A 21,507-nucleotide genomic window follows, 5' to 3' on the forward strand; every position below is an offset into this window, starting at 1 on the left:
TTTGCCTGTGCGGATATTCCTGTAAAGAGAAGCGCTGGAAACATGATGAGCCGCGCTTTATCCGCTTAACCACAAGATTTTATCCGGTTTAAATCGGGCTTTCCGCATACTCAGCGGCAGCGCGTCATATTTCCCCTCTATGCAGGACGATCGTTTCCCTGCGCGGTCACCGGCTATAGTCAGAGTAAGGTTAACCCTGGAGGAGGTAATAATGAAACTTTGCGCCACATGCGGCACGTCATATGCCGAGGTCTCGCCGCAGCGCTGCAAAATCTGCGAGGACGAACGGCAGTGGGTGCCCGCCGCCGGGCAGCAGTGGATCGATTTCGCCACGCTAACCCGCAGTCATCAGAACAAATGGCAGCAGCTTGAGGCGGGTCTGCTGAGTATTAAAACCGTGCCGAGCTTCGCCATTGGGCAGCGCGCCCTTTTGCTGCGCAGCAGCAGCGGCAATATTCTCTGGGACTGCATCGCCAGCCTGGATCCCGCCACTATCGCGCTCATCCATGCCCTCGGCGGTATCTCCGCCATCGCTATCTCGCATCCGCACTACTACACCACCATGCAGGACTGGGCGGCGGAATTTAACGCGCCGATCTATCTGCACGCTGATGATGCCGAATGGGTGATGCGTGACAGCCCCGCCATTCAGTTCTGGCAGGGCGAGACGCTGCCGTTAAACGAGGAGGTTGATATCGTGCGGCTTGGGGGGCATTTCGCCGGCGGCAGCGTGCTGCACTGGAAAGCCAACGGCGGTGTAGTGCTGGCAGGCGATATTATTCAGGTCGCGCCGGGGAAGGATGCGGTCTCGTTTATGTGGAGCTACCCCAATATGCTGCCGCTTTCCGCCGCGACGGTGAGCGAGATGCTGCGCCGCTGCGACGCGCTGGCGTTTTCGCGGCTTTACGGCGCGTTTGAAGGGCAGGATGTGACGCAAGAGGCGAAGGAGGTCGTTATGCGCTCCGGGGCGCGCTATCTGCGCTGTCTGGGGTAATTTTCGCGCCGCCCAAAAAATAAATCGTCTGCGCCACTACGCAAAAGTAAAACGATCGGTTTACTTTTAATGGTATGAACAAACGCGACGATATTTTGCAGGCGGCTGAAAGGCTGTTCTACACCAACGGTTTTCACGCCACCAGCACCGACCAGCTGTGCCGGGAAGCGGGCGTCTCAACGCGCACGCTTTATCATCACTTTGCTTCGCGCGAAGCGCTGACCCTCAGCGTGATGGTGGCGCGCCGGGCGCGGTTTTTCGGCGATCTCCTGCCTGCGCAGCATCCGCAGGCGCTGCGACGGCTGTTTGAGACCCTAGGCGAATGGACGGAACAGTATGGGGCGCAGGGCTGCTTTTTCATCAAAGCCTGGGGCGAATATGCGGAGAAAGAGCCGATGCTGGCGGCGCATGCGCTCGACTATCGCTATGCGCTGCGCCGCTATATCGGCGACTGCGTGCCGGATGAGGGCATGGCGAATGCGGTCTGGATGTTGTTTGAAGGAGCGGTGATCTCGGCGCTAATGCTGGGGCCGGACGCGGCGAAACACGCGGGCGATGCCGCCGCACGGCTGCTGCTGCCGCGCGAGGAGCAGCCGTGAGATCTTCCGTGGCGCTGGGCGTCACCGGCTTTTCCCTGATTGCCGTTACCTACGGTATGGCGCGCTTTTCATGGGGCCTGATGATGCCTGCGGTAATGCAGGAAATTCCGTTCAGCATCCATCTCGCCGGGATTGTCACCGCCTGTAGCTATATCTCCTACTGTCTTTCTACCGCCGCCGCGCCCTGGCTGGTGGCGCGCTTTGGTGCCAGAGCCTCGGCTTATCTCGCCGCGCTCTGCGCCGCTGGCGGCCTGCTGCTGCTCGCCTGCGCTTTTTCGCCGCTGATGCTCGCCGCCGGACTCTTTATCGCCGGGCTGAGCGCGGGCGTCGCCTCGCCTGCCATCGCCAGCGCGGTCGGCGACACGCTGCCGCCTGCGCAGCAGGAGTCCGCCAATACGGCGATTAATGCCGGTACCAGCGCGGGCATTATGCTTTCCGTGCCGGTGCTGCTGATGCTGCCCGGCGGCTGGCGCGCGGCCTGCGTCGCCTTTGCGCTGCTCGCCTTGATCTGTTTGCTTCCGGCGCGCCGCTATCTGCCCGCCGATCGTCGCGCCCGAGAGCCGGATCGTGCTGGCTGGCGCGATCTGGCGCGGCAAGGATCGCTGATACGTCTGGCGATCGTGGCTTTTATTAGCGGATCCGCCAGCGCGGCCTGGTGGAGCTTTGGCCCGGATGTGCTGCGTAATCAACTCCACCTGGATGCGCGCGCCAGCAGTCTGCTCTGGCTGATAAGCGGCGGCGCGGGGATTGCGGGCGCGCTGACCGGTGTAGCGCGACGCGCGCTCAGCCTGGTGCAAATCTATCGTCTGTCGCAAATTTGTATGGCGCTGCCGCTGTTGCTGCTGGCGAGTCTGGATGGCTTTTCGTGGTGGCTGTTTCCCGCCGTAGCGCTGGGCGGCGCGGGCTACGTGACGCTTTCCGGCGTGCTGCTGGTCTATGGCGCGGCCGCCACGCCCGCCTCGACGGCATCGGGCGTTGGCATCGCCTTCTTTATGCTGGCGGCCGGACAGGTCGCAGGCTCGGCGCTGTTTGGCTTAGCCTCTGCCGGACTGGGCGCAAGCGCGGCGTTACTGGGCTTTGCCGCACTGGCGCTGGGGATGGTGGTAGTGCTGCCGGGCGCGCACGAGCGCTAACTGGGGCGGGTTCCGCACAAAAGCAAAAACCCCCGCCGAAGCGAGGGTTTCAAATTTGTGGTGCCCGAACCCGGAATCGAACCAGGGACACGGGGATTTTCAATCCCCTGCTCTACCGACTGAGCTATTCGGGCAACGGGGCGCATTAAACCTTAATGCCCTCACAGCGTCAAACGCTTTTCATCAAATTGTCACTGACTGCTGAGTTTTATAGCAACCCACCGAACGGCTGACAAAAAAACGCGCACTCGCGTGCCGCTGCGCTGACTTTTTCACCACTTTTGCCGATAACGATAGCGACACTTCATACTCATAATAAGGTGCACCATGTTTTCCACTATTTCATCAGGTCTTCTGTCACGCCTTGCGTGGCAAAAACAAACGCGCCCCTCGGCGACGCTTAACTCGCTCAACGACGCTATCGCGATGATCGAGTTCACGCCGGAAGGCATCATTCTTAACGCTAACTCGCTGTTTCTCGACCGAATGGGCTACGCGCTGAACGAGATTATCGGCCAGCACCACAGCCTGTTCTGTACCGCCGACTTTGTGCAGTCGTCTCAATACCGTGACTTCTGGCTGCGCCTGAAGCGCGGCGAAAGCTTTAGCGACAAATACTTACGCCTGGCGAAAAACAGCCGTCCGGTCTGGCTGGAGGCGAACTATGTGCCGGTACGGGACCGCGCCGGTCGCGTGGTGAAAATCGTTAAGCTCGCCACCGATATTACCGCGCGCATTACTGACGCTCAGGAGCAGCGCGCCATGACTACCGCCATCGATCGCTCGATGGCGGTTATCACCTTCAACCTCAAGGGCGAGGTGCTGAAGGCGAACGCTAACTTTCTCAACACCATGGGCTATCGCGCCGATGAGGTGATCGGCCTGCCGCATAGCCGCTTCTGCTCCGAGGAGCTGCGCCAGAGCGCCGAATACAAAGCGTTCTGGGAAAAGCTCAATCGCGGCGAATTTATCTCCGGCCAGTTCCAGCGCGTGAATAAACAGGGCCGCACCGTCTGGCTGCGCGCGACTTATAACCCGGTCTTTGATGCAGAGGGCATCCTTTATAAGGTGGTGAAGTTCGCCACCGACGTGACGGCGCAGGTCGAGAAAAACCAGCAGGAGCGCGACGCCGCGCAGCAGGCTTATAAGACGGCGTTGCAGACCCGCGAGAGCACCCGTCACGGCGCCAGCGTGATTGAAAACAGCGTGCAGACGATTAACGCGCTGGCGGGCGAGCTGCATGGCATCTCAGACGATATTTCCGATCTCAGCGACTCCTCCGATCGTATCGGCGAGATTGTCGCCAGCATTCGCCGCATCGCCGATCAGACCAACCTGATCGCGCTTAACGCCGCGGTGGAGGCGGCGCGCGCGGGCGCGCACGGACGTAGCTTCGCCGTAGTGGCGAATGAGGTACGCACGCTGGCAGCCAATATCAATCAGGCCACCAGCGAGATCGAGAGTCGGATGCAGCAGAATCAACTGCTGGCGACCAAAGCGCTGCAGGGCATTGCGTCCAATATGAAGCGTGCCGATGAGGGCGTGGTACTGGCCCAGCAGGCTGGCGACGTCATTAGCGAGCTGCGCGACAGCTCGTCGGAAGTGGTGCGCGCCATCAGCCACGTCACCGAAACGCTCAGTCAGGCGTAGTCAGTGAAGCCGGCATTTGCCGGCTTTTCCGCGGGAATTTGCCTTAGCGCACGATAAACCCACTCTTTTTATCTGCCTTCTTTTTTGACATAAAAGCGTCATCAAGCGCCTTTAATCTAGGATTAATCTTAACCAACCTGTTCTGGTCATCATGCAGCTGCCCGACAGCCTTTCGGCGATGACGTCCGCCTCCAGCCGCTACAGCGCCCGCGTGCTTTGCATCAGCGTTCCTTTCGTCACGCCCGATACCGACAACGCCGCGGTGATGGCGCTGTTTACGGAGCATAAGGATTTGATTGGCCTGCCGGTGGTCGAAGCGAGCAAGCCCTTCGGCATGATCAACCGCCATATTTTTCTGTCGCAGATGGCGCGTCCCTTTTTCCGCGAGCTGTATGACCGAAAAAGCTGCATCGCTTTTATGGACAAGTTTCCACTGGTGATTGATATCGACAGCTCGCTGGAGAGCGTCGCGCAGCAGGTAGTGGAAAACGGCGACAAATCGGTTGCGGACGGTTTTATTCTTACCGAGCAAGAGCGCTACGTCGGCATTGGATTAGGCGTCGATCTGATCCGCCGCGTGTCGGATCTGCAGGCGCAGCAGCATCAGCAGATCCTGCAAAGTATCGACTACGCTCGCGTGATCCAGGACGCCATGCTGGATCGTTCGACTCGCCTGATGGATCGCATGCTGAACGACTGGTGTCTGCACTGGCAGCCGCGCGACGGCGTCGGCGGCGACTACTACGCCTTTCACCGCCACGAGACCGGCTGGATGGCGGTGATCGCCGACTGTACCGGCCACGGCATCCCGGGTGCGTTTATGACGGTCATTTTGCAGTCGGCGCTGGAGAATGCGATGAAGCAAGGCGATCTCGCCTCGCCCGCCGCTATTTTGCAGGCGCTGAACCACCATATAAAACGAACCCTCGGTCAGCTGAGCGCGTCGCAGCAAACCTCGCTGTCGAACGACGGCTGCGACGCAATGGTGCTGTCGGTGGATACCGAACAGCATCAGCTGCGCTGGGCCAGCGCACGCACCCAGGCCTTTCTGCTGGGACAGGTCAGCGACGGCGCCATCTCGCTCAACAGCGATCGCGTCGGCGTCGGCTATACCGATACGCCGGAAGCCTATGCGTGGCGCGAATATGTGCTGCCGCTACAGCCCGGCGACATGCTGTTTATCTTTACTGACGGCGTCAGCGATCAGCTCGGCGGCGAACGCAACATTATGTTCGGTAAAAAGCGCATTCAGCGGCTGCTTACTCAGTATCAGCATCTGCCGATGCCCAAGCTGTCGCAGGCATTTCAGCAGGACTATTTACAGTGGCAGGGTAATCAGGCGCGTCGCGACGATGTGACCTGGTTCGGCCTGCGTTATTAACCGCACCGGGAAAAGTATGAACAACGGGTCGTTGAGGGAAGCGCCCTGTGTCGCCGGATCGCAGAGTCTGGTCGCGCTTCAATACACAGGTTTTTTCTCGCCGCAGAATATTACGGCAATGGGCGAAGTCGTCAGGCTGTTTCTGGAGAATCACGAAGGGTCCGCCAAAGTGCGCCGCCGCCTCTTCTCCAGCTTTGTTGAAATCGCACAGAATATCCTGCGCTATTCGCAGGACAGCCGCGCCTTGCCGCATCAGGAGCAGCTTTACCGCTTCGGTTCGGTCTGTCTACGCTATGACGCGGGAAAATATACGCTGGAAAGCACCAATCTGGTCGATCACGACGCCTGCGATCGGCTGCGTGACAATCTGGAATCGCTGCGCGTAATGAGCAGCGAGGAGATTAAACAGGCCTATCGCCATGGTCTGCGCGCGGAAAGCCCCGCCTGGAGCAAAGGCGCCAATATCGGTCTGTTAACCCTGGCGCGCGACGTCAGCGAACCGCTGGAGTATGACCTGCGTCCGCTGGAAGCTGGCGAATTCTCCGCTTTCTGGCTTAAGGCCACCATCTGTCATGATTAAAGATCCCTCTATGCAAACCATTCAACTTGCTGCCACCGACTGCACGCCCCACGTCGATTTCGACTTCGACGCGCAGCGTTTTACCCTTAAAGGGGAATCCTGGCCGGAAAACGCCGCCGCGTTTTATCGCCCGTTACAGAGCGCGCTGGAGAGCTGGCAGCCGCGCCAGGACGAGCCGGTCATCGTGGAGATCGCGCTGAGCTACTTCAACAGCTCCAGCACCAAGATGCTGTTCGGGCTGTTTGACCAGTTCAACCAGCTGGCGCAGCGCGGCAATACCATTCTGCTGAACTGGCATTACGACGAGGAAGATGACGTCTCTGAAGAGTTTGGTCAGGAACTGCAGCTCGATTTCGACGCGCTGACGGTGCAGCTGCATGCGGAAACGCCGCAATGATGGAGCTGAAAGAGCTGTTCAGTGAAGAGACCCAGGCGCTCAACCGCGCCAGCGACGTGGCGGCACAGCCCAGCCTGAAGGCGGAGGATTACCGCGCCGCGCTGCAGCAGTTAAATCAGCACTATCAGCGGCTGATGCGCGAAACCTGGCGCATGATTTCGCGCAGCGACCGCGCCGAACGCGAGCTTAACCGCGCCAATGAACGCCTGGCGCAGCTGGCGTGCGAGCTGGAGTATAAGGCGACGCACGATCCGCTGACCGATGTATGGAACCGCAGCGCCATTATTCAGCGCATTACGCAGACGCTGGCCCGCTCGTCGGCGGCGCTGATTATTCTGGATATCGATTTCTTCAAGCGCATCAACGATGAGCATGGTCATCCGGTTGGCGACAGAGTCATCTGCGAAATGGTGGCGCGTATTCAGCGCAACCTCCCGCCGCTTGCCAGTATCGGTCGGATCGGCGGCGAAGAGTTTACGGTGCTGCTGCCCAATACCTGGCTGGCCGATGCGGTAATAGTAGCGGGCGCGATTCTCGCCTCGCTCAACGCTTCGCCGCTTAATGCGCTGCCGGAGCGTCTGGTGACCGCCAGCCTGGGCGTCAGCTATTGCGCGCCCGGCAGCGATTTTGAAACCCTCTACTACAACGCCGACGCCGCGCTTTACGACGCGAAAAAGCATGGTCGCAACCGGGTATTTTTCCGCTGATAGCGCTGCCAGCCAGATGCTTCGTCTGGCTGGCGGCGGGTGAACAGATAAACAGGGGCTGCATCAGCGCGGGCGCAAATGAGAGGACTTCGGTAACGCTCTGCCACGGCAGATAAGCCGCTGCTTTACGGCTGATGCGCCGTCTCGACCGGCGCCGGGGTCGGCGGCGGCAGGAAGATATGGTCGAGGATCTCGCGCATAACCGGCGCGGCGGTTATGCCCTCATTACCGCCGTTCTCCAGAATCAGCGCCACCGCGACCTTTGGATTGTTAAAAGGCGCGAACGCGGTATAGAAGATATGGTCGCGCAGGCGCACCGGGATCATCTTCGCGTTATAGGTCTGGTTCTGCTTCAGGCTGAACACCTGCGAGGTGCCGCTCTTGGCCGCAATGCCGTAAGGCGCGGTGTGGAAATATTTATAGCCGGTGCCGTTCGGCGCGTTAGCCATGCCGAACATTGCGCGGCGCACCAGCGCCCAGTAAGGCGAGCGCGCGTCACCGATCTGCGGCTGAGGCAGCGCAGGCTGATAAAGCTCCACCGATTTGCCGCGCTCCGCTTTCGCCAGCAGATGCGGCGCAATCACTTTACCGTTATTGATCAGCGCCACCATCGCCTTCACCATCTGAATCGGCGTGGCGATCCAGTAGCCCTGCCCAATACCCACCGAGACCGTGTCGCCCTGATACCACCCTTTTTTATGCACCTTGAGCTTCCAGTCGCGGCTCGGCAGCAGGCCGTTGTACTCTTCGTTTAGATCGATGCCGGTTGATTTGCCGTAGCCGAACTGGCTGAGCATGCTGTGAATACGGTCGATGCCCATCATAAACGCCACCTGATAGAAGAAGGTGTCGGCGGACTCCTCAATCGCTTTGGTGACGTCCAGCATGCCGTGGCCGCTCTTTTTCCAGTCGCGGTAGCGGCGGTCGGTGCCCGGCAGCGTCCAGGTCGGCGCGCCAAAGAAAGTGGTCTGCGGCGTAATAACGCCGGTCAGCAGCGCCGACATCGCCATATAGGGCTTCACTGTTGAAGCGGGCGGATAGAGTCCCTGAGTGACGCGGTTAATCAGCGGCAGATTCTTGTCCTGCAGCAGCGTCTTGTAGGACTGATAGCTGATGCCTTTTACAAAGGGATTAGGATCGTAGCTGGGGCTGGAGACCATCGCCAGCACCGAGCCGTCGTGCGGATCCTCCACCAGCACTGCCGCGCGCTGCCCGGCCAGCAGGCTCTCTATATACTGCTGCAAATGCAGATCGATGGTCAGGGTAATATTTTTACCCGCGACCGGCGGCACCTCTTTCAGCACGCGCACGATGCGGCCGTGGTTATCCACTTCCACTTCCTGATAGCCGGGCTTGCCGTGCAGCAGCGATTCGTAATAGCCCTCGATGCCCTGCTTGCCGATATTATGGTCGGCGGCGTAGTTTTCAGCGATGCCTGCGGCGTTCAGACGCTTATAGTCGTTGTCGTTAATCTTGGAGACGTAGCCGACGACGTGCGCTAAGTCCGCGCCGTAAGGATATTCGCGATCCTGATAGGTATCGATGCTGACGCCGGTGAAGCGATACTGATTCACCGAGAAGCGCGCCACCTCTTCGTCGGTCAGCTCCTCTTTCAGCATCACGGGCTTGTAACGACTGCTCTGCTTCAGCGCGCGGGTAAAGGCGTCGATCTCGTCCGGCTTCAGGTCGACAATCGGCGTCAGCGCTTTCAGCGTCGCCTGCATATCGTCGATTTTGTACGGCGTCAGCGTAATGTCATACCAGGTGACGTTATGCACCAGCGGAATACCGTTGCGATCGTAGATCAGCCCGCGCGTCGGCGCGACTGGGATCATTTTAATATCGTTCTGGTTAGATCGCGTCTGATAGTAGCCGTGATCGCGCACCTGCAGTCGATAGAGGTTAACGGCGAGAATAGTGAAACAGATAACGACCAGCGCAAAGGCGACCAGCGCGCGACGCGCGAAGAGCTTTTCTTCAGCTTCGAAATTACGAAAATTCATTAGGCGGCATTGGCGGACAGGTTATTTTTTGTTGTCGCGCTAATGATAGGCAGCTAAGAGGTGAGCACCAGCAGGAAGATGCACAGGAGTGGTGAAAAGTGTGTCATTTGGTGAGAATGTTACGAAAATCGCCTGATATTCCCCGTCTCGTGCTTTATACGGACGAGACGGGGAGAGGCAAGCGCAGGCTTAGTCGCCCAGCAGCACCGACTCCAGCGCGATCTTAATCATATCGTTGAAGGTGGTCTGACGCTCGGCAGAGGTGGTCTGCTCATGGGTACGGATATGGTCAGAAACGGTGCAGATGGTCAGCGCTTTCGCGCCGAATTCTGCCGCCACGCCGTAGATACCCGCCGCTTCCATCTCTACGCCCAGAATGCCGTACTTTTCCATCACGTCGAACATCTGCGGATCTGGCGTATAGAACAGGTCGGCAGAGAAGATGTTGCCGACACGCGCGTCCACGCCCAGCGCCTTAGCCGCGTCAACCGCGTTGCGCACCATGTCGAAGTCAGCAATCGCAGCGAAGTCGTGATCCTTGAAACGCATGCGGTTGACTTTAGAGTCGGTGCAGGCGCCCATGCCGATAACGATATCGCGCAGCTTAACGTCTGCACGTACTGCGCCGCACGAGCCGACGCGGATGATCTTTTTCACGCCAAAGTCGGTAATCAGCTCTTTGGTGTAGATCGAGCAGGACGGGATGCCCATGCCGTGGCCCATAACGGAAATTTTTCGGCCTTTATAGGTGCCGGTATAGCCCAGCATGCCGCGCACGTTGTTTACTTCAACCGGATTTTCCAGAAAGGTTTCCGCGATGTGCTTCGCGCGCAGCGGGTCGCCAGGCATCAGCACGACGTCAGCGAAATCGCCCATTTCTGCATTAATGTGAGGAGTTGCCATTGTTGTTTATCCTTTTTAAATTCAGCGGCTCTGTTTACAGCATGCTCTTGCCGTAGTCCATATCGGACAGGCCAAAATAGTGCGCAATCGTCTGACCGATATCGGCGAACGTCTCGCGATAGCCCAGCGAGCCGGGTTTAACTTTCGGTCCGTAAATCAGAATCGGAATATGCTCGCGCGTATGCTCGGTGCCCTGCCAGGTTGGATCGCAGCCGTGGTCGGCCGTCAGGATCAGAATGTCATCCTCTTTTACCAGCGCCATCAGCTCCGGCAAACGACGGTCAAACAGCTCCAGCCCACCCGCGTAGCCAGCAACGTCGCGGCGGTGTCCCCAGGTCGAGTCGAAATCGACGAAGTTGGTAAAGACGATCGACTGGTCAGGCGCGTTTTTCATCTGCTCGATGGTGGCGTCAAACAGCGCGTCCAGACCGGTGGCTTTGACCTTTTGCGTAATGCCCTGGTGAGCATAGATATCGGCGATTTTACCTACCGAGATCACTTCGCCGCCCTTCTCGTCCACCAGCTTTTTCAGCATGGTCGGCGAAGGCGGTTCGACAGCCAGGTCATGGCGATTGCCGGTACGCTCGAAGCTGCCCGCTTTGTCGCCGACAAACGGACGCGCGATAACGCGGCCGATGTTGTAGCCGCCTTCGGTCAGCTCTTCGCGGGCGATCTCGCACAGTTCATAAAGGCGATCGAGACCGAAGGTCTCTTCATGACAGGCGATCTGGAACACCGAGTCCGCCGAGGTGTAGAAAATCGGCTTGCCGGTTTTCATATGCTCTTCGCCCAGCTGGTCAAGGATCACCGTGCCGGAAGAGTGGCAGTTGCCCAGATAGCCCGGCAATTTCGCGCGCTCGACCAGCTTGTCGAGCAGTTCCTGCGGGAAGCTGTTCTCTTTGTCGCTGAAGTAACCCCAGTCGAACAGCACCGGCACGCCCGCAATTTCCCAGTGGCCGGAGGGAGTATCTTTACCGGAAGAGAGTTCGCTGGCGTAGGCGTAGGCGCCTTTGATTTCCGCATTGGGATCGAGGCCCAGCGGGAAGCGGCCAGTCGAAAGCTCGGCGGCTTTACCCAGCCCCAGCGCGGTCAGGTTCGGCAGATGCAGCGGGCCTTTACGACCTTTGTCCGCTTCGCCGTTAAAGCACGCTTCGGCGATATGTCCCAGCGTGTCCGATCCTGCGTCGCCGAATTTATCGGCGTCTTTGCTTGAGCCGATTCCGAAGGAATCAAGCACCATAATAAAAGCACGTTTCATGCAAGTCTCCTGCGCATATGCGCGTGACAAGTCAAAAAAAAGCGATCAGATCAGTATACCCGAATGCCTGCTCAGAGGCAGCATAAAGCCGCACTTTTGCGGCCTGTTAAGGTCAGGTGCTGGCGCTAACCCGGCGATAGACCACGGGCGTGGCTTCCGGCGCGCTGTCGCTCAGCGTGACCGCCGCCTTCACCGCCGCGGCCGCCTGCAGCCAGCCCGCCTCGCTGCTGGCATGCACGATCGCCAGCGGACGCTGCGTATCGGCGCGTTCGCCCAGGGTAATCATGTCGCTGAGCCCCACGCTGTAGTCGATAGCGTCGCTGGCGCGCTGGCGCCCGCCGCCCATCGCGACCACCGCCATTCCCAGCGCGCGCGTATCCATGCTGCTGACGATGCCGGAGCGATCGGCGTAGACCGCCTTGCTGAGCATCGGCTGCGGCAGATAAGCCTCATGGCGCTCGATAAAATCAGCCGGGCCGCCCTGCGCCGCGACCATCCGCGCGAATACGTCCGCCGCCTGGCCATCTTCCAGCACCTGCAATAACTTACGGCGCACCTCTTCTTCGCTGGCCGCCAGCTTGCCGGAGATGAGCATTTCGCTGCACAGCGCCAGCGTGACCTCCAGCAGGCGCGGATTGCGCTCCGCGCCGGTGAGGAAGCGCACCGCTTCGCGCACTTCCAGCGCATTGCCCGCGCTTGAAGCCAGCACCTGATTCATATCGGTCAGCAGCGCGGTGGTCGTGCAGCCCGCGCCGTTCGCCACGCCGACAATCGCCTGAGCCAGTTCAAGCGAGGCGTCGAAGGTCGGCATAAAGGCGCCTGACCCGACTTTAACGTCCATCACCAGCGCATCCAGCCCTTCCGCCAGCTTTTTCGCCAGGATAGAGGCGGTGATCAGCGGGATAGAATCCACGGTCGCGGTGATATCGCGCGTCGCGTAGAAGCGCTTATCCGCCGGCGCGAGCGAGCTGGTCTGGCCGATAATCGCCACGCCGGTCTGTTTGATGATCTGACGGAAGCGCTCGTCGTCCGGGAAAATATCAAAGTCAGGGATCGCCTCCAGCTTGTCCAGCGTGCCGCCGGTATGACCGAGGCCGCGTCCGGAGATCATCGGCACATAGCCGCCGCAGGCCGCCACCATCGGGCCCAGCATCAGCGAGGTAACGTCACCGACGCCGCCGGTAGAGTGCTTATCCACCACCGGCCCGTTGAGATTCAGCGACTGCCAGTTCAGCACGGTGCCGGAGTCGCGCATCGCCATGGTGAGCGCCACGCGCTCCGGCAGCGACATATCGTGAAAAAAGATGGTCATCGCCAGCGCGGCGATCTGTCCTTCGGAAACGCTGTTGTCGCGCACGCCGTTGATGAAGAAGCGGATCTCCTCTTCACTCAGCGTCTGGCCGTCGCGTTTTTTACGAATGATTTCTTGCGGCAGAAACAAAGTCGCCCCCTTAATCAGGGTTGTGATGAGAATGGCGGCCCGCGGCCGCCGTCACGCAATCAGTAGCCCGCTTTGCTGGAAGCGGTCTGATGGCCCAGTGCATTCAGCAGGCTGGCTAACAGGCTGGACGCGCCAAAGCGGAAGTGGCGCGCGTCGGCCCAGCCTTCGCCCAGAATATCGTCCGCCAGCTTGAGGTAGATAGCTGCGTCTTCTGCGCTACGCACGCCGCCCGCCGGTTTAAAGCCGACCTTCTCTTTCACGCCTTTATCGCGGATCACGCTCATCATGATCTGCGCCACTTCCGGCGTGGCGTTGACCGGCACCTTGCCGGTGGAGGTTTTAATAAAGTCCGCGCCTGCGTCGATAGCGATTTCAGAAGCCTGACGGATCAGCGCTTCATCTTTCAGTTCGCCGCTTTCAATAATCACTTTCAACAGCACGTCAGCCTGCGCGCACGCCTCTTTACAGGCTTTCACCAGCTCAAAGCCGATCTGGGCGTTGCCGGCGATCAGCGCGCGATAAGGGAAGACCACGTCCACTTCGTCCGCGCCATAGGCGATGGCCGCGCGGGTTTCCGCCAGCGCGATATCGATATCGTCATTGCCGTGCGGGAAGTTAGTCACGGTGGCGATGCGGATATCGGGCGTGCCCTGCTCACGCAGCGCTTTACGCGCGACCGGGATAAAGCGTGGATAGATGCAAATCGCGGCAGTATTGCCCGCTGGCGATTTCGCCTGGCGGCAGAGCGCGATCACTTTTTCGTCGGTATCGTCTTCATTCAGGGTGGTCAGATCCATCAGTTGCAGCGCGCGCTGCGCTGCAGCGGTAATATCGGTCATGGTGTTCTCCAGATAACAAACTGGCGTTAAAGCGCCGGTTTAATGTGATAATTCTAACAATACAAAGCGGCTGTTTATGTGGGATTCATCACACTGCCGCCATGAACAGATAGCAGTAATGGTAATTATAACCCAGAGAAGCGCGATGTTACTATTATCACATCAGGAGAGCATTAATCAGGCAGGTTGAACAGGCGTTGCGTGTTGCGCCACAGTGCCTCGGCGATCGCCTGCGGCGGCTCCGGGCGCAGTTCGCACAAGGTTTGCCACACCAGCCGCGCGCGCTCCGGCCGGTTCGGCTGCCCCTGGAAACCGTGCAGCGGCATATCGGGCGCGTCGGTTTCCAGCAGCAGCGCTTCCAGAGGCAGCTGCGCCAGAGTGTTGCGGGTTTTGCTGGCGCGCGCATAGGTCAGGGTGCCGCCGACGCCGATGGCGTAGCCGAGCCTGATAAAAGCCTGCGCCTGCTGCAGGCTGCCGGCGAAGCCGTGTACCACGCCGCGACGCGGCAGATCGTGACGGCGCAGATGCAGCGCCAGCTTGTCGTGGGTGCGGCGCGAATGCAGGATCACCGGCAGTTCATACTGCTTCGCCAGCCGCAGCTGCGCATCCAGCAGGAATTCCTGACGCGCAAACGCTGGATTTTCCATATAGAGATCGAGGCCGATCTCGCCTATCGCCACCAGCTTCGCCGGTTTGCGTTGCAGCCAGCTTTCCAGCTGGTCGAGATGCGCATCCTCGTGGCGATCGATGGCGATGGGATGCAGGCCGAGCGCTGCGTAAAGTGCCTGATGCTGCGCCGCCAGCGCGGCGATACCCGCGAAACGGCTGGCATCGACCGCCGGTACGATAATGCGCTCCACGCCCGCCTCGGCGGCGCGCGCAATGCTTCCCGCTTCATCGCCGACAAAGGGCGGGAAATCGAAATGGCAGTGGGTATCGGTAAATCTCATGCCAGCGAACCTTCATCATAATCTGCGTCGTTGCCCGCGACCGGCGGCGTCATGATTGGCCGGTTGTCAGGCGCGTTAGCCACAGGCGCGGGCGGCGTGACGGTGGTATAGCGCGTGAACGGCTCGGCGTCGCTTAACCACTTGCCCAGCGTGGCGAGAAAGTAGCGGCCGCAGCGTCGTCCCAGATGATAATCCTGATTTAGAGAGGAGATGCGGCTGCCCAGCGCCATACTCGCCAGCACGTGCGGCGGATAGATTTCGATAATACGCAGGTCGTCGGGCGGCTGCTCAATAAACTGCTGAATTTCACGGTAGCTCGCTTCGTGATGATGCAGGATATTGATCATCGGCTGCAGCGCGCTGGCGCTAAGCCAGCGTTCCATACGCTTCACCCATTTTGGCGTGTAGAACATCTGCGACGGCACGGTGCGGATCACCACAATGGTGTCTGCGCCGCGTCGCGCGGCTTCCCGCACCGGAATGGCGTCGCTGATGCCGCCGTCGAGATAGCTGATGCCTTCCAGATCGACGCCGAGCCGGTAGAAGCCGGGGATGGCGCTTGAGGCTTTAATCAGATCGTGCCAGTTGGCGCTGGTGGGCGCGAAATAGCCGGGCGTGTAGTCGTCGCTGCGGCAGGCGCACATGTAAAACTCGCGCCCGCCATCGAACAACAGCCTGCCGCTCTCCAGCGCCAGCGGGAATTCGCGCTGCGTAACGTCGATGAGCCAGTCGAGATCGATCAGATTACCGCCGCGCACGAAACGCAGCGGATCGAAAAAGAGTTTGCTGGTGGTATAGCGCGTGATAACGCGTCGCGCGTAGCCTTGCTGCCCGCAGACAAAGGCTGAGAGATTCTGCGCACCCGCCGAGGTGCCGATAAAAAGATCGAAGGGATTGAATTTCGCTCGCTGGAACTCATCCAGCACGCCTGCGGTAAAAATGCCGCGCTGACCACCGCCTTCGCAGACCAGGGCGATTTTGCGCGCTTTAAACGGGGATTGTGCTAAGGGCTCTGTTGCGCCCAGCGTTACAGGGATCCTGATACCCACTTCTGTTCCTCAGAAGGGTTCTGAGGTTTACTGTCGCATCAGTCCACTCATGCAACGGCATCCCGGAGAACCAGCCATGTTCTTCTCCCGACCCGCCGCCAGTCTCTCTGGCGACGGCTGCCGCGCGTAGTGCGTTATCCTTAACGCCGCACGGCAGCTGGCTGGCCTCCGCTTTATGCAAGCTCGCTGCAAAAATCAGAATGACACAACCGGTCAGGGTCGTTTGCGGCCGGTAAACAGGCTCACGAGGAACAGGATAATACCGACAACGAAGACAACTTTAGCCGCCCATGCTGCCGTACCGGCGAGGCCGCCAAATCCTAACGCCGCCGCGATAAGTGCAATTACCAGAAAAATAATACCCCAACGAAACATAAGCCTCTCCTTACCATAGTGAAATCGAACTGCTTGTTTCTTCCCAGTTTGGGTCTTGTTTTGTCAGCACGGCGTCACGCAGACGCCGCGCTCACGACGTTAAGACTTCACGGTCAGGTCATTCTTAACGCTTTTAACGCCTTCAATGGCTTTCGCGATGCTTTCAGCGCGATCCGACTGCGCTTTAGTCGCGACGGTTCCTGAAAGCTGGACGACGCCGTCGGTGGTTTCTACCTTGACGTTACGCGACGGGACAATGTCATCGGCTAACAGTTTAGCTTTAATTTCGCTAGTCGTTGCCGCATCGCCGGCATATCCCTTCATACTTTGTGATTTGCTGTCTTTAACGTGCAGTTTGTCGCTGACGGATTTCACACCTTCCACTTTTTTCACAGCGGCGACGGCTTTTTCAGCCTGATCCTGTGAGGTGACAAAACCGCTCAGGGTCACTACGCCATCATGCGTTTTCACGGAGATATCCGTACTTTTTATTGCCTTGTCATCCACCAGAGCCGCTTTGGCTTTTGCGGTGACGGCGCTGTCATCCATAAATCCATCGACTTTTTTCATAGAACTATTGATTTTCGCACCGGCGTTATCCGCGCTTTGCTGCGCTTTTTGCGTCAGCGAGTCGTCAGCCAGGGCGCTGCCGCTTAACAGGGCGGAACCAACCATTACCGCCATCAGCGTTTGGGCAATCTTAGTCTTATTCATCGATATCTTCCTTCTGTCAGTGAGCTCACCCACACCCGTGGGCGCAACAGCAGCAAACGGCGCTGCTGCATCGTTGGACGTCATTAAGAAGCAACTTCTCTTTTGCCGTCCGACAGAATAATCATAGTCGGTGTTTCGCGTTCTGCTTGAATAACTGGTTGATCACACGCCAGTTAAGAGAAAAAACAGCATTTTTAGGAGGAGTCTGGAGAGGGAGAACAGGGCCAGCCAAAGCTGGGCGGCCCTGTTGTAGCGCGGATTAATGCTCGCGGGTTTTGCGGAAGATCACGTCAGGATAGCGTTCCTGCGTGATGTTCAGATTCACCATGGTCGGTGCGATGTAGGTCAGGTTGTCGCCGCCGTCCAGCGCGAGGTTGACCTCGTTTTTACGCTGGAACTCGTCGAATTTCTTCGCATCGCTGCACTCAACCCAGCGCGCCGTGGAAACGTTAATCGCTTCGTAGATCGCCTCGACGTTATATTCGCTTTTCAGACGCGCCACGACGACGTCGAACTGCAGCACGCCCACCGCGCCGACGATCAGGTCGTTGTTGTGCACCGGACGGAACACCTGTACCGCGCCCTCTTCCGACAGCTGTACCAGCCCTTTCAGCAGCTGTTTCTGCTTGAGCGGATCGCGCAGGCGGATACGACGGAACAGCTCAGGGGCGAAGTTCGGAATGCCGGTGAACTTCATGTTCTCGCCCTGAGTAAAGGTGTCGCCGATCTGGATGGTGCCGTGGTTGTGCAGGCCGATGATATCGCCCGGCCAGGCCTCTTCTACGTGCGAGCGGTCGCCCGCCATAAACGTCAGCGCGTCGGAGATCACCACATCTTTGCCGGTGCGCACCTGGCGCAGCTTCATGCCCTTCTCATATTTACCAGAAACGACGCGCATAAAGGCGACGCGGTCGCGGTGTTTCGGGTCCATATTGGCCTGAATCTTGAACACGAAGCCGGTGAACTTCTCTTCCTGCGCGGTAACGGTACGCACGTCGGTCGCGCGCGGCATCGGCGCAGGTGCCCAGGAGACCAGGCCGTCAAGCATATGATCGACGCCAAAGTTGCCCAGCGCGGTGCCGAAGAAGACCGGCGTGATTTCGCCGCTCAGGAACAGCTCACGATCGAATTCGTGCGAAGCGCCTTTTACCAGCTCCAGCTCCTCGCGCAGCTGCGCCGCCAGCTCTTCGCCGACCGCGTTGTCCAGCTCCGGGTTATCCAGCCCTTTGACAATGCGCACTTCCTGAATGGTATGGCCCTGTCCCGTCTGGTAGAGATAGGTTTCGTCGTTATAGAGGTGGTAAACGCCCTTGAACAGCTTGCCGCAGCCGATAGGCCAGGTGATCGGCGCGCAGGCGATTTTCAGCTCGCTCTCCACCTCATCCAGCAGCTCCATCGGGTCGCGGATATCGCGGTCGAGCTTGTTCATAAAGGTCAGGATCGGCGTGTCGCGCAGGCGGGTAACTTCCATCAGCTTGCGGGTACGATCCTCGACGCCTTTCGCCGCGTCGATCACCATCAGGCAGCAGTCCACCGCCGTCAGGGTGCGGTAGGTATCTTCCGAGAAGTCTTCGTGCCCGGGGGTATCGAGCAGGTTGACCAGGCTCTCGCGATAGGGGAACTGCATTACCGAGGTGGTGATAGAGATGCCACGCTGCTTCTCCATCTCCATCCAGTCCGATTTAGCGTGCTGGCTGGAGCCGCGGCCTTTTACCGTACCGGCAGTCTGGATAGCCTGTCCGAACAGCAGCACTTTTTCAGTGATGGTGGTTTTACCGGCATCGGGGTGCGAAATGATCGCAAAGGTGCGGCGGCGCGCCACCTCTTGCATGAAATTAGACATGAGTGAGTTCTTCTCATCGAGGCAACGTCACACGAGAGGACGCTGCAGAGTAATCATGATGGCCGGAAATCCGGCAGGTAAACGGAGCCAGGCGTGACGCAACAGCGTCAGAAGGCGGTGGTTGATGCGCGTTCTACATTGGCGGCGATTCCGGTTACCCAGTCTTCGTTAAGGCGGCATAGCATACAATATTTTGCGCGCGGCGGCGAACAGCGGCAGGGAAAATTTCAGCACAGCCCGCCCTCAGGCGGGCATTCGCCGGGTTACCCCAGCACCCTTTTTACGCAGGATTTAAAAATATTCACGCCATTTTCCAGCGCGTTAAGATCGAAGTGCATATCGGGATGATGCAGGCCCGGCACCAGGTTAGTGCCAAGACCCCAGAAGCCCGCCTTCACGTTCGGGCGCTTCACCGGATAAAAGAAGAAGTCTTCGCTGCCCGGCGTGGTTTTCGCCTCCAGCAGCCCCTCTGCGCCCAGCACCTCGGTAATCGCCGCACGGATCACCTCCGTCGCATCATTATCGATCTCCGCCGCAGGCATCTCTTTCAGCACCACGACGTTCGCCGTGGCGCCCAGCGCCGCGACGCTGTGCTGGATCGCCTGCGTGACCTTCTCTTTCAGCGCCTCCATCGGCGCGTTCTCCTGCGAACGCAGATCCCATACCACCCGCGCCTCGTCAGGCACCGAGTTGGTGACGCCTGCGTCGCAGAGAAAACGGGTCGCCTTCACGCTCCAGTTAAGTCCCGGCGAGAGATGAATAGCGTTTACCGCATTGACCGCCTGCACCGCCGCGTCCAGCGCGTTAACGCCGAGATGCGGGCGCGCGGCGTGCGCGGGCGCGCCTTTGATAGTGGCTTCCAGCGTCGAGCAGGCGGAGTAGAGCACGGCAGGCGTCGCCTGGCCGACCACGCACTCCTCCAGCGGACGCAGATGGAAACCGAAGATCATCTCTACGTCATCCAGCGCGCCACCTTCAACCATCGCCAGCGCACCAGCGCCCAGCTCTTCGGCTGGCTGGAACAGAATTTTCAGGCGACCTTTTTTGACCGCGCCTTCCGCCAGCAGCTCCTGCGCGGCGGTCAGCACCACGGAAGAGTGGCCGTCATGGCCGCAGGTATGACGCGCGCAGGCCACGCCATCGATGATATGGCCGAGCGCGTCCATGTCGGCGCGCAGCGCCAGCACCGGCCCGGGCACGCCGCTGTCGATCTCCGCCACGATGCCGGTGGTCTGGTTGATATTGCGCGTCACCTTCAGCCCCGCCGTTTCCAGCTGTTCGGCGATATAAGCAGAGGTTTTAAATTCCTGAAAGCCCAGCTCCGGGATTTCATGCAGGTAGTGATAATGCTCTAAGACCTTTGACACCGCTTCTCTCCTAAATAAAAAGACGCATAGCGACCATTGCGATCGCCGCATTGATAACGCTTACCAGCATCAGCAGCGGCCAGTATTTTTTCGGCACATCGGCCACGCCCAGCAGGCGCCCCATGTACTGCAGCTGCGATCCCATCAGGAAGATCGCGGGCGCGAGGATAGTAATGTCCGCGCCGGTCAACACGCCTTTAACCAGCAGGCTCACCGCCACGCCCGTGCCGGCCGAGGAAGAGAGCCAGGCGGTCAACAACACGGTAATGGCTTCGCCCGGCAGGCCGAACAGTCCCATTACCGGCGCGAAAACCGTGCCGAGAAACGGCATGATGCCGAGCAGGTTGAGCACTTCCGCCAGCACATAGGCCATCACCACATTAGGCATCAGGTTATGAATAGCAATGTGGAAACCCTTGCGCGCGCCGGTAACGAAAATATCAAAGGGATTCTGGCTGACTTTTACCGCGCCGTTATTTTCCATGGTCGAAGTCCTTTTTATAAACACTGTTTAACACACAACGCGTCAGCGCCGCACCGACAAATTTAAGAACGAACATTAACGCGAGCGGAATAATAATCGGCAGCGTCATCGAGGCGAACAATGCCGATCCAATGGCGAAATAGTTATTGATTAATCCCGCGCCGGAATATTGCCAGGCGCTCATGACCACAATATCTTTTTTGCTGACCTGGCCGCGGTCATACATCTCTTTCGTCAGCGCCGCGCCCGCGTCAGTGCTCTGCAGATCGGTGATCAGCGCCAGCCCGCAGCGTCCCGGCAGCCCCATCAACGGGCGCAGTAGCGGCGTCAGCAGCTTGTGCGCCGCGCGCATGGCGCCGTAGTGGGTGAAAATCTCCAGCACGCCCAGCGCCAGCATCACGGTCGGCGTCAGCGAGAGTGCGAACAGAAAACCCGCTTTGGCGCTCAGTCCGCCCGCGCCGAGAAAAGTATTGCTGGCGGGATCTTTCATGGTGCCGAAGCTGCCGCCCAGCGTGGTAAAGTCAAAGGCGCCCAGCCAGCGAAAGCCGTCGACCTTATAGAGCAATCCTGAAAAAAAGAGGACCGCGACAAACAGCGCCAGATAACTTCCTTTGCTGGCTGAGACGCGCTCGCTTCTCAGCGCTATTTTTTCGTCAGACATGATTATTCCCGCGAAGTCGTTTATTAGTTGCAATATATGGAACTCTGTTGATTGCAGGTTTTATGCCAACCGCCGTAAAACCTTTCTTTTGAAAATAAAGTTCTTCTCTCCCTGCGTTTTAAATAAATAATCGATTAAATCTGCGCCGATTTATATTTCTCAGCGACCTGATGACGCAG

General features: G+C 58.9%; 21 protein-coding genes and 1 tRNA gene. 8 read left to right on the forward strand and 14 right to left on the reverse strand.

All coding sequences use genetic code 11. From position 1 onward, the window contains the following. Positions 1 to 208: 208 nt before the first annotated feature. The 3 genes from EKL29_RS17195 (at position 209) to EKL29_RS17205 (ending at position 2,726) form a co-directional block, all read left to right on the forward strand. A complete protein-coding gene (locus EKL29_RS17195; RefSeq protein WP_126690333.1) occupies positions 209 to 994 on the forward strand; it encodes an MBL fold metallo-hydrolase in 786 nt (261 codons plus the stop codon). 74 nt (positions 995 to 1,068) lie between these two features. Then, entirely contained in the window at positions 1,069 to 1,593 is a 525-nt protein-coding gene (locus EKL29_RS17200) for a TetR/AcrR family transcriptional regulator (protein ID WP_126690297.1), read from the forward strand. Next, positions 1,590 to 2,726, forward strand: coding sequence for an MFS transporter (locus EKL29_RS17205; RefSeq protein WP_126690298.1), 1,137 nt, complete (start codon positions 1,590 to 1,592; stop codon positions 2,724 to 2,726). The genes EKL29_RS17200 and EKL29_RS17205 overlap by 4 nt, the downstream gene beginning before the upstream one ends. A gap of 58 nt (positions 2,727 to 2,784) precedes the next feature. Here the strand turns inward: EKL29_RS17205 and EKL29_RS17210 are convergent. Beyond that, a tRNA-Phe gene (locus tag EKL29_RS17210) sits at positions 2,785 to 2,860 on the reverse strand. A gap of 193 nt (positions 2,861 to 3,053) precedes the next feature. Here EKL29_RS17210 and EKL29_RS17215 point away from each other — a divergent pair. The 5 genes from EKL29_RS17215 to EKL29_RS17235 all read left to right on the forward strand — a co-directional run bounded on the left by EKL29_RS17215 (position 3,054) and on the right by EKL29_RS17235 (position 7,441). Beyond that, positions 3,054 to 4,376, forward strand: coding sequence for a PAS domain-containing methyl-accepting chemotaxis protein (locus EKL29_RS17215; protein ID WP_126690299.1), 1,323 nt, complete (start codon positions 3,054 to 3,056; stop codon positions 4,374 to 4,376). A 151-nt stretch (positions 4,377 to 4,527) separates the two neighbouring features. Continuing rightward, the gene (locus tag EKL29_RS17220; RefSeq protein ID WP_126690300.1) at positions 4,528 to 5,757 is read left to right on the forward strand and encodes a SpoIIE family protein phosphatase; all 1,230 of its coding nucleotides are present in this window, start codon (positions 4,528 to 4,530) and stop codon (positions 5,755 to 5,757) included. 16 nt (positions 5,758 to 5,773) lie between these two features. After that, positions 5,774 to 6,337 (forward strand): SiaB family protein kinase, encoded by a 564-nt coding sequence (locus EKL29_RS17225; protein ID WP_120454687.1) that lies wholly within the window; start codon positions 5,774 to 5,776, stop codon positions 6,335 to 6,337. Between the two features lie 10 nt (positions 6,338 to 6,347). Next, complete coding sequence (locus EKL29_RS17230) at positions 6,348 to 6,734, forward strand: DUF1987 domain-containing protein (RefSeq protein WP_167456968.1); 387 nt, start codon at positions 6,348 to 6,350, stop codon at positions 6,732 to 6,734. Continuing rightward, positions 6,731 to 7,441 (forward strand): GGDEF domain-containing protein, encoded by a 711-nt coding sequence (locus tag EKL29_RS17235; RefSeq protein ID WP_126690301.1) that lies wholly within the window; start codon positions 6,731 to 6,733, stop codon positions 7,439 to 7,441. Before EKL29_RS17230 ends, EKL29_RS17235 begins: the two co-directional genes overlap by 4 nt. Before the next feature lie 125 nt (positions 7,442 to 7,566). Here EKL29_RS17235 and mrdA read toward each other — a convergent pair whose 3' ends face one another. The 13 genes from mrdA to EKL29_RS17300 form a co-directional block, all read right to left on the reverse strand. Continuing rightward, positions 7,567 to 9,444: a penicillin-binding protein 2 gene (gene mrdA, locus EKL29_RS17240; RefSeq protein ID WP_126690302.1), complete on the reverse strand. Its 1,878-nt coding sequence runs from the start codon at positions 9,442 to 9,444 to the stop codon at positions 7,567 to 7,569. 189 nt (positions 9,445 to 9,633) lie between these two features. Continuing rightward, positions 9,634 to 10,347, reverse strand: a complete 714-nt coding sequence (deoD, locus tag EKL29_RS17245) for a purine-nucleoside phosphorylase (protein WP_033752378.1) — start codon at positions 10,345 to 10,347, stop codon at positions 9,634 to 9,636. A gap of 34 nt (positions 10,348 to 10,381) precedes the next feature. After that, positions 10,382 to 11,605: a phosphopentomutase gene (gene deoB / locus EKL29_RS17250; RefSeq protein WP_120454695.1), complete on the reverse strand. Its 1,224-nt coding sequence runs from the start codon at positions 11,603 to 11,605 to the stop codon at positions 10,382 to 10,384. Positions 11,606 to 11,717: 112 nt separating this feature from the next. Beyond that, on the reverse strand, positions 11,718 to 13,046 hold the full coding sequence (deoA, locus tag EKL29_RS17255) for a thymidine phosphorylase (RefSeq protein WP_126690303.1): 1,329 nt from the start codon (positions 13,044 to 13,046) through the stop codon (positions 11,718 to 11,720). Positions 13,047 to 13,105: 59 nt separating this feature from the next. Then, positions 13,106 to 13,885, reverse strand: a complete 780-nt coding sequence (gene deoC / locus EKL29_RS17260; RefSeq protein ID WP_126690304.1) for a deoxyribose-phosphate aldolase — start codon at positions 13,883 to 13,885, stop codon at positions 13,106 to 13,108. A 173-nt stretch (positions 13,886 to 14,058) separates the two neighbouring features. Then, complete coding sequence (locus tag EKL29_RS17265; protein ID WP_120454701.1) at positions 14,059 to 14,835, reverse strand: TatD family hydrolase; 777 nt, start codon at positions 14,833 to 14,835, stop codon at positions 14,059 to 14,061. Next, entirely contained in the window at positions 14,832 to 15,884 is a 1,053-nt protein-coding gene (locus EKL29_RS17270; RefSeq protein ID WP_120454703.1) for a patatin family protein, read from the reverse strand. Before EKL29_RS17270 ends, EKL29_RS17265 begins: the two co-directional genes overlap by 4 nt. Before the next feature lie 213 nt (positions 15,885 to 16,097). Then, positions 16,098 to 16,259: a DUF1328 domain-containing protein gene (locus EKL29_RS17275; RefSeq protein ID WP_065426276.1), complete on the reverse strand. Its 162-nt coding sequence runs from the start codon at positions 16,257 to 16,259 to the stop codon at positions 16,098 to 16,100. A 99-nt stretch (positions 16,260 to 16,358) separates the two neighbouring features. Continuing rightward, positions 16,359 to 16,973, reverse strand: coding sequence for a molecular chaperone OsmY (gene osmY / locus EKL29_RS17280; RefSeq protein ID WP_120454705.1), 615 nt, complete (start codon positions 16,971 to 16,973; stop codon positions 16,359 to 16,361). 259 nt (positions 16,974 to 17,232) lie between these two features. After that, the gene (gene prfC / locus EKL29_RS17285; protein WP_120454707.1) at positions 17,233 to 18,816 is read right to left on the reverse strand and encodes a peptide chain release factor 3; all 1,584 of its coding nucleotides are present in this window, start codon (positions 18,814 to 18,816) and stop codon (positions 17,233 to 17,235) included. Between the two features lie 263 nt (positions 18,817 to 19,079). Next, complete coding sequence (locus tag EKL29_RS17290; RefSeq protein WP_126690305.1) at positions 19,080 to 20,183, reverse strand: M20 peptidase aminoacylase family protein; 1,104 nt, start codon at positions 20,181 to 20,183, stop codon at positions 19,080 to 19,082. A gap of 10 nt (positions 20,184 to 20,193) precedes the next feature. Continuing rightward, on the reverse strand, positions 20,194 to 20,667 hold the full coding sequence (locus EKL29_RS17295) for a YjiG family protein (RefSeq protein WP_126690306.1): 474 nt from the start codon (positions 20,665 to 20,667) through the stop codon (positions 20,194 to 20,196). Next, positions 20,657 to 21,328 carry a nucleoside recognition domain-containing protein gene (locus EKL29_RS17300; protein ID WP_120454713.1) on the reverse strand — a complete coding sequence of 224 codons (672 nt, stop codon included), beginning with the start codon at positions 21,326 to 21,328 and terminating at the stop codon, positions 20,657 to 20,659. Before EKL29_RS17300 ends, EKL29_RS17295 begins: the two co-directional genes overlap by 11 nt. Positions 21,329 to 21,507: the final 179 nt, after the last annotated feature.

Source organism: Pantoea sp. YU22 (assembly GCF_003970755.1).
Taxonomy (GTDB): domain Bacteria; phylum Pseudomonadota; class Gammaproteobacteria; order Enterobacterales; family Enterobacteriaceae; genus Pantoea; species Pantoea piersonii.

What these genes read in the sequence shown, in the direction of transcription:
- EKL29_RS17200 (WP_126690297.1), top strand. Translation starts at nt 1,069, where the DNA reads ATGAACAAACGCGACGATATTTTGCAGGCGGCTGAAAGGCTGTTCTAC.
- EKL29_RS17215 (WP_126690299.1), top strand. Translation starts at nt 3,054, where the DNA reads ATGTTTTCCACTATTTCATCAGGTCTTCTGTCACGCCTTGCGTGGCAA.
- EKL29_RS17220 (WP_126690300.1), top strand. Translation starts at nt 4,528, where the DNA reads ATGCAGCTGCCCGACAGCCTTTCGGCGATGACGTCCGCCTCCAGCCGC.
- EKL29_RS17225 (WP_120454687.1), top strand. Translation starts at nt 5,774, where the DNA reads ATGAACAACGGGTCGTTGAGGGAAGCGCCCTGTGTCGCCGGATCGCAG.
- EKL29_RS17230 (WP_167456968.1), top strand. Translation starts at nt 6,348, where the DNA reads ATGCAAACCATTCAACTTGCTGCCACCGACTGCACGCCCCACGTCGAT.
- EKL29_RS17235 (WP_126690301.1), top strand. Translation starts at nt 6,731, where the DNA reads ATGATGGAGCTGAAAGAGCTGTTCAGTGAAGAGACCCAGGCGCTCAAC.
- mrdA (WP_126690302.1), bottom strand. Translation starts at nt 9,444, where the DNA reads ATGAATTTTCGTAATTTCGAAGCTGAAGAAAAGCTCTTCGCGCGTCGC.
- deoD (WP_033752378.1), bottom strand. Translation starts at nt 10,347, where the DNA reads ATGGCAACTCCTCACATTAATGCAGAAATGGGCGATTTCGCTGACGTC.
- deoB (WP_120454695.1), bottom strand. Translation starts at nt 11,605, where the DNA reads ATGAAACGTGCTTTTATTATGGTGCTTGATTCCTTCGGAATCGGCTCA.
- deoC (WP_126690304.1), bottom strand. Translation starts at nt 13,885, where the DNA reads ATGACCGATATTACCGCTGCAGCGCAGCGCGCGCTGCAACTGATGGAT.
- EKL29_RS17265 (WP_120454701.1), bottom strand. Translation starts at nt 14,835, where the DNA reads ATGAGATTTACCGATACCCACTGCCATTTCGATTTCCCGCCCTTTGTC.
- EKL29_RS17275 (WP_065426276.1), bottom strand. Translation starts at nt 16,259, where the DNA reads ATGTTTCGTTGGGGTATTATTTTTCTGGTAATTGCACTTATCGCGGCG.
- osmY (WP_120454705.1), bottom strand. Translation starts at nt 16,973, where the DNA reads ATGAATAAGACTAAGATTGCCCAAACGCTGATGGCGGTAATGGTTGGT.
- prfC (WP_120454707.1), bottom strand. Translation starts at nt 18,816, where the DNA reads ATGTCTAATTTCATGCAAGAGGTGGCGCGCCGCCGCACCTTTGCGATC.
- EKL29_RS17295 (WP_126690306.1), bottom strand. Translation starts at nt 20,667, where the DNA reads ATGGAAAATAACGGCGCGGTAAAAGTCAGCCAGAATCCCTTTGATATT.
- EKL29_RS17300 (WP_120454713.1), bottom strand. Translation starts at nt 21,328, where the DNA reads ATGTCTGACGAAAAAATAGCGCTGAGAAGCGAGCGCGTCTCAGCCAGC.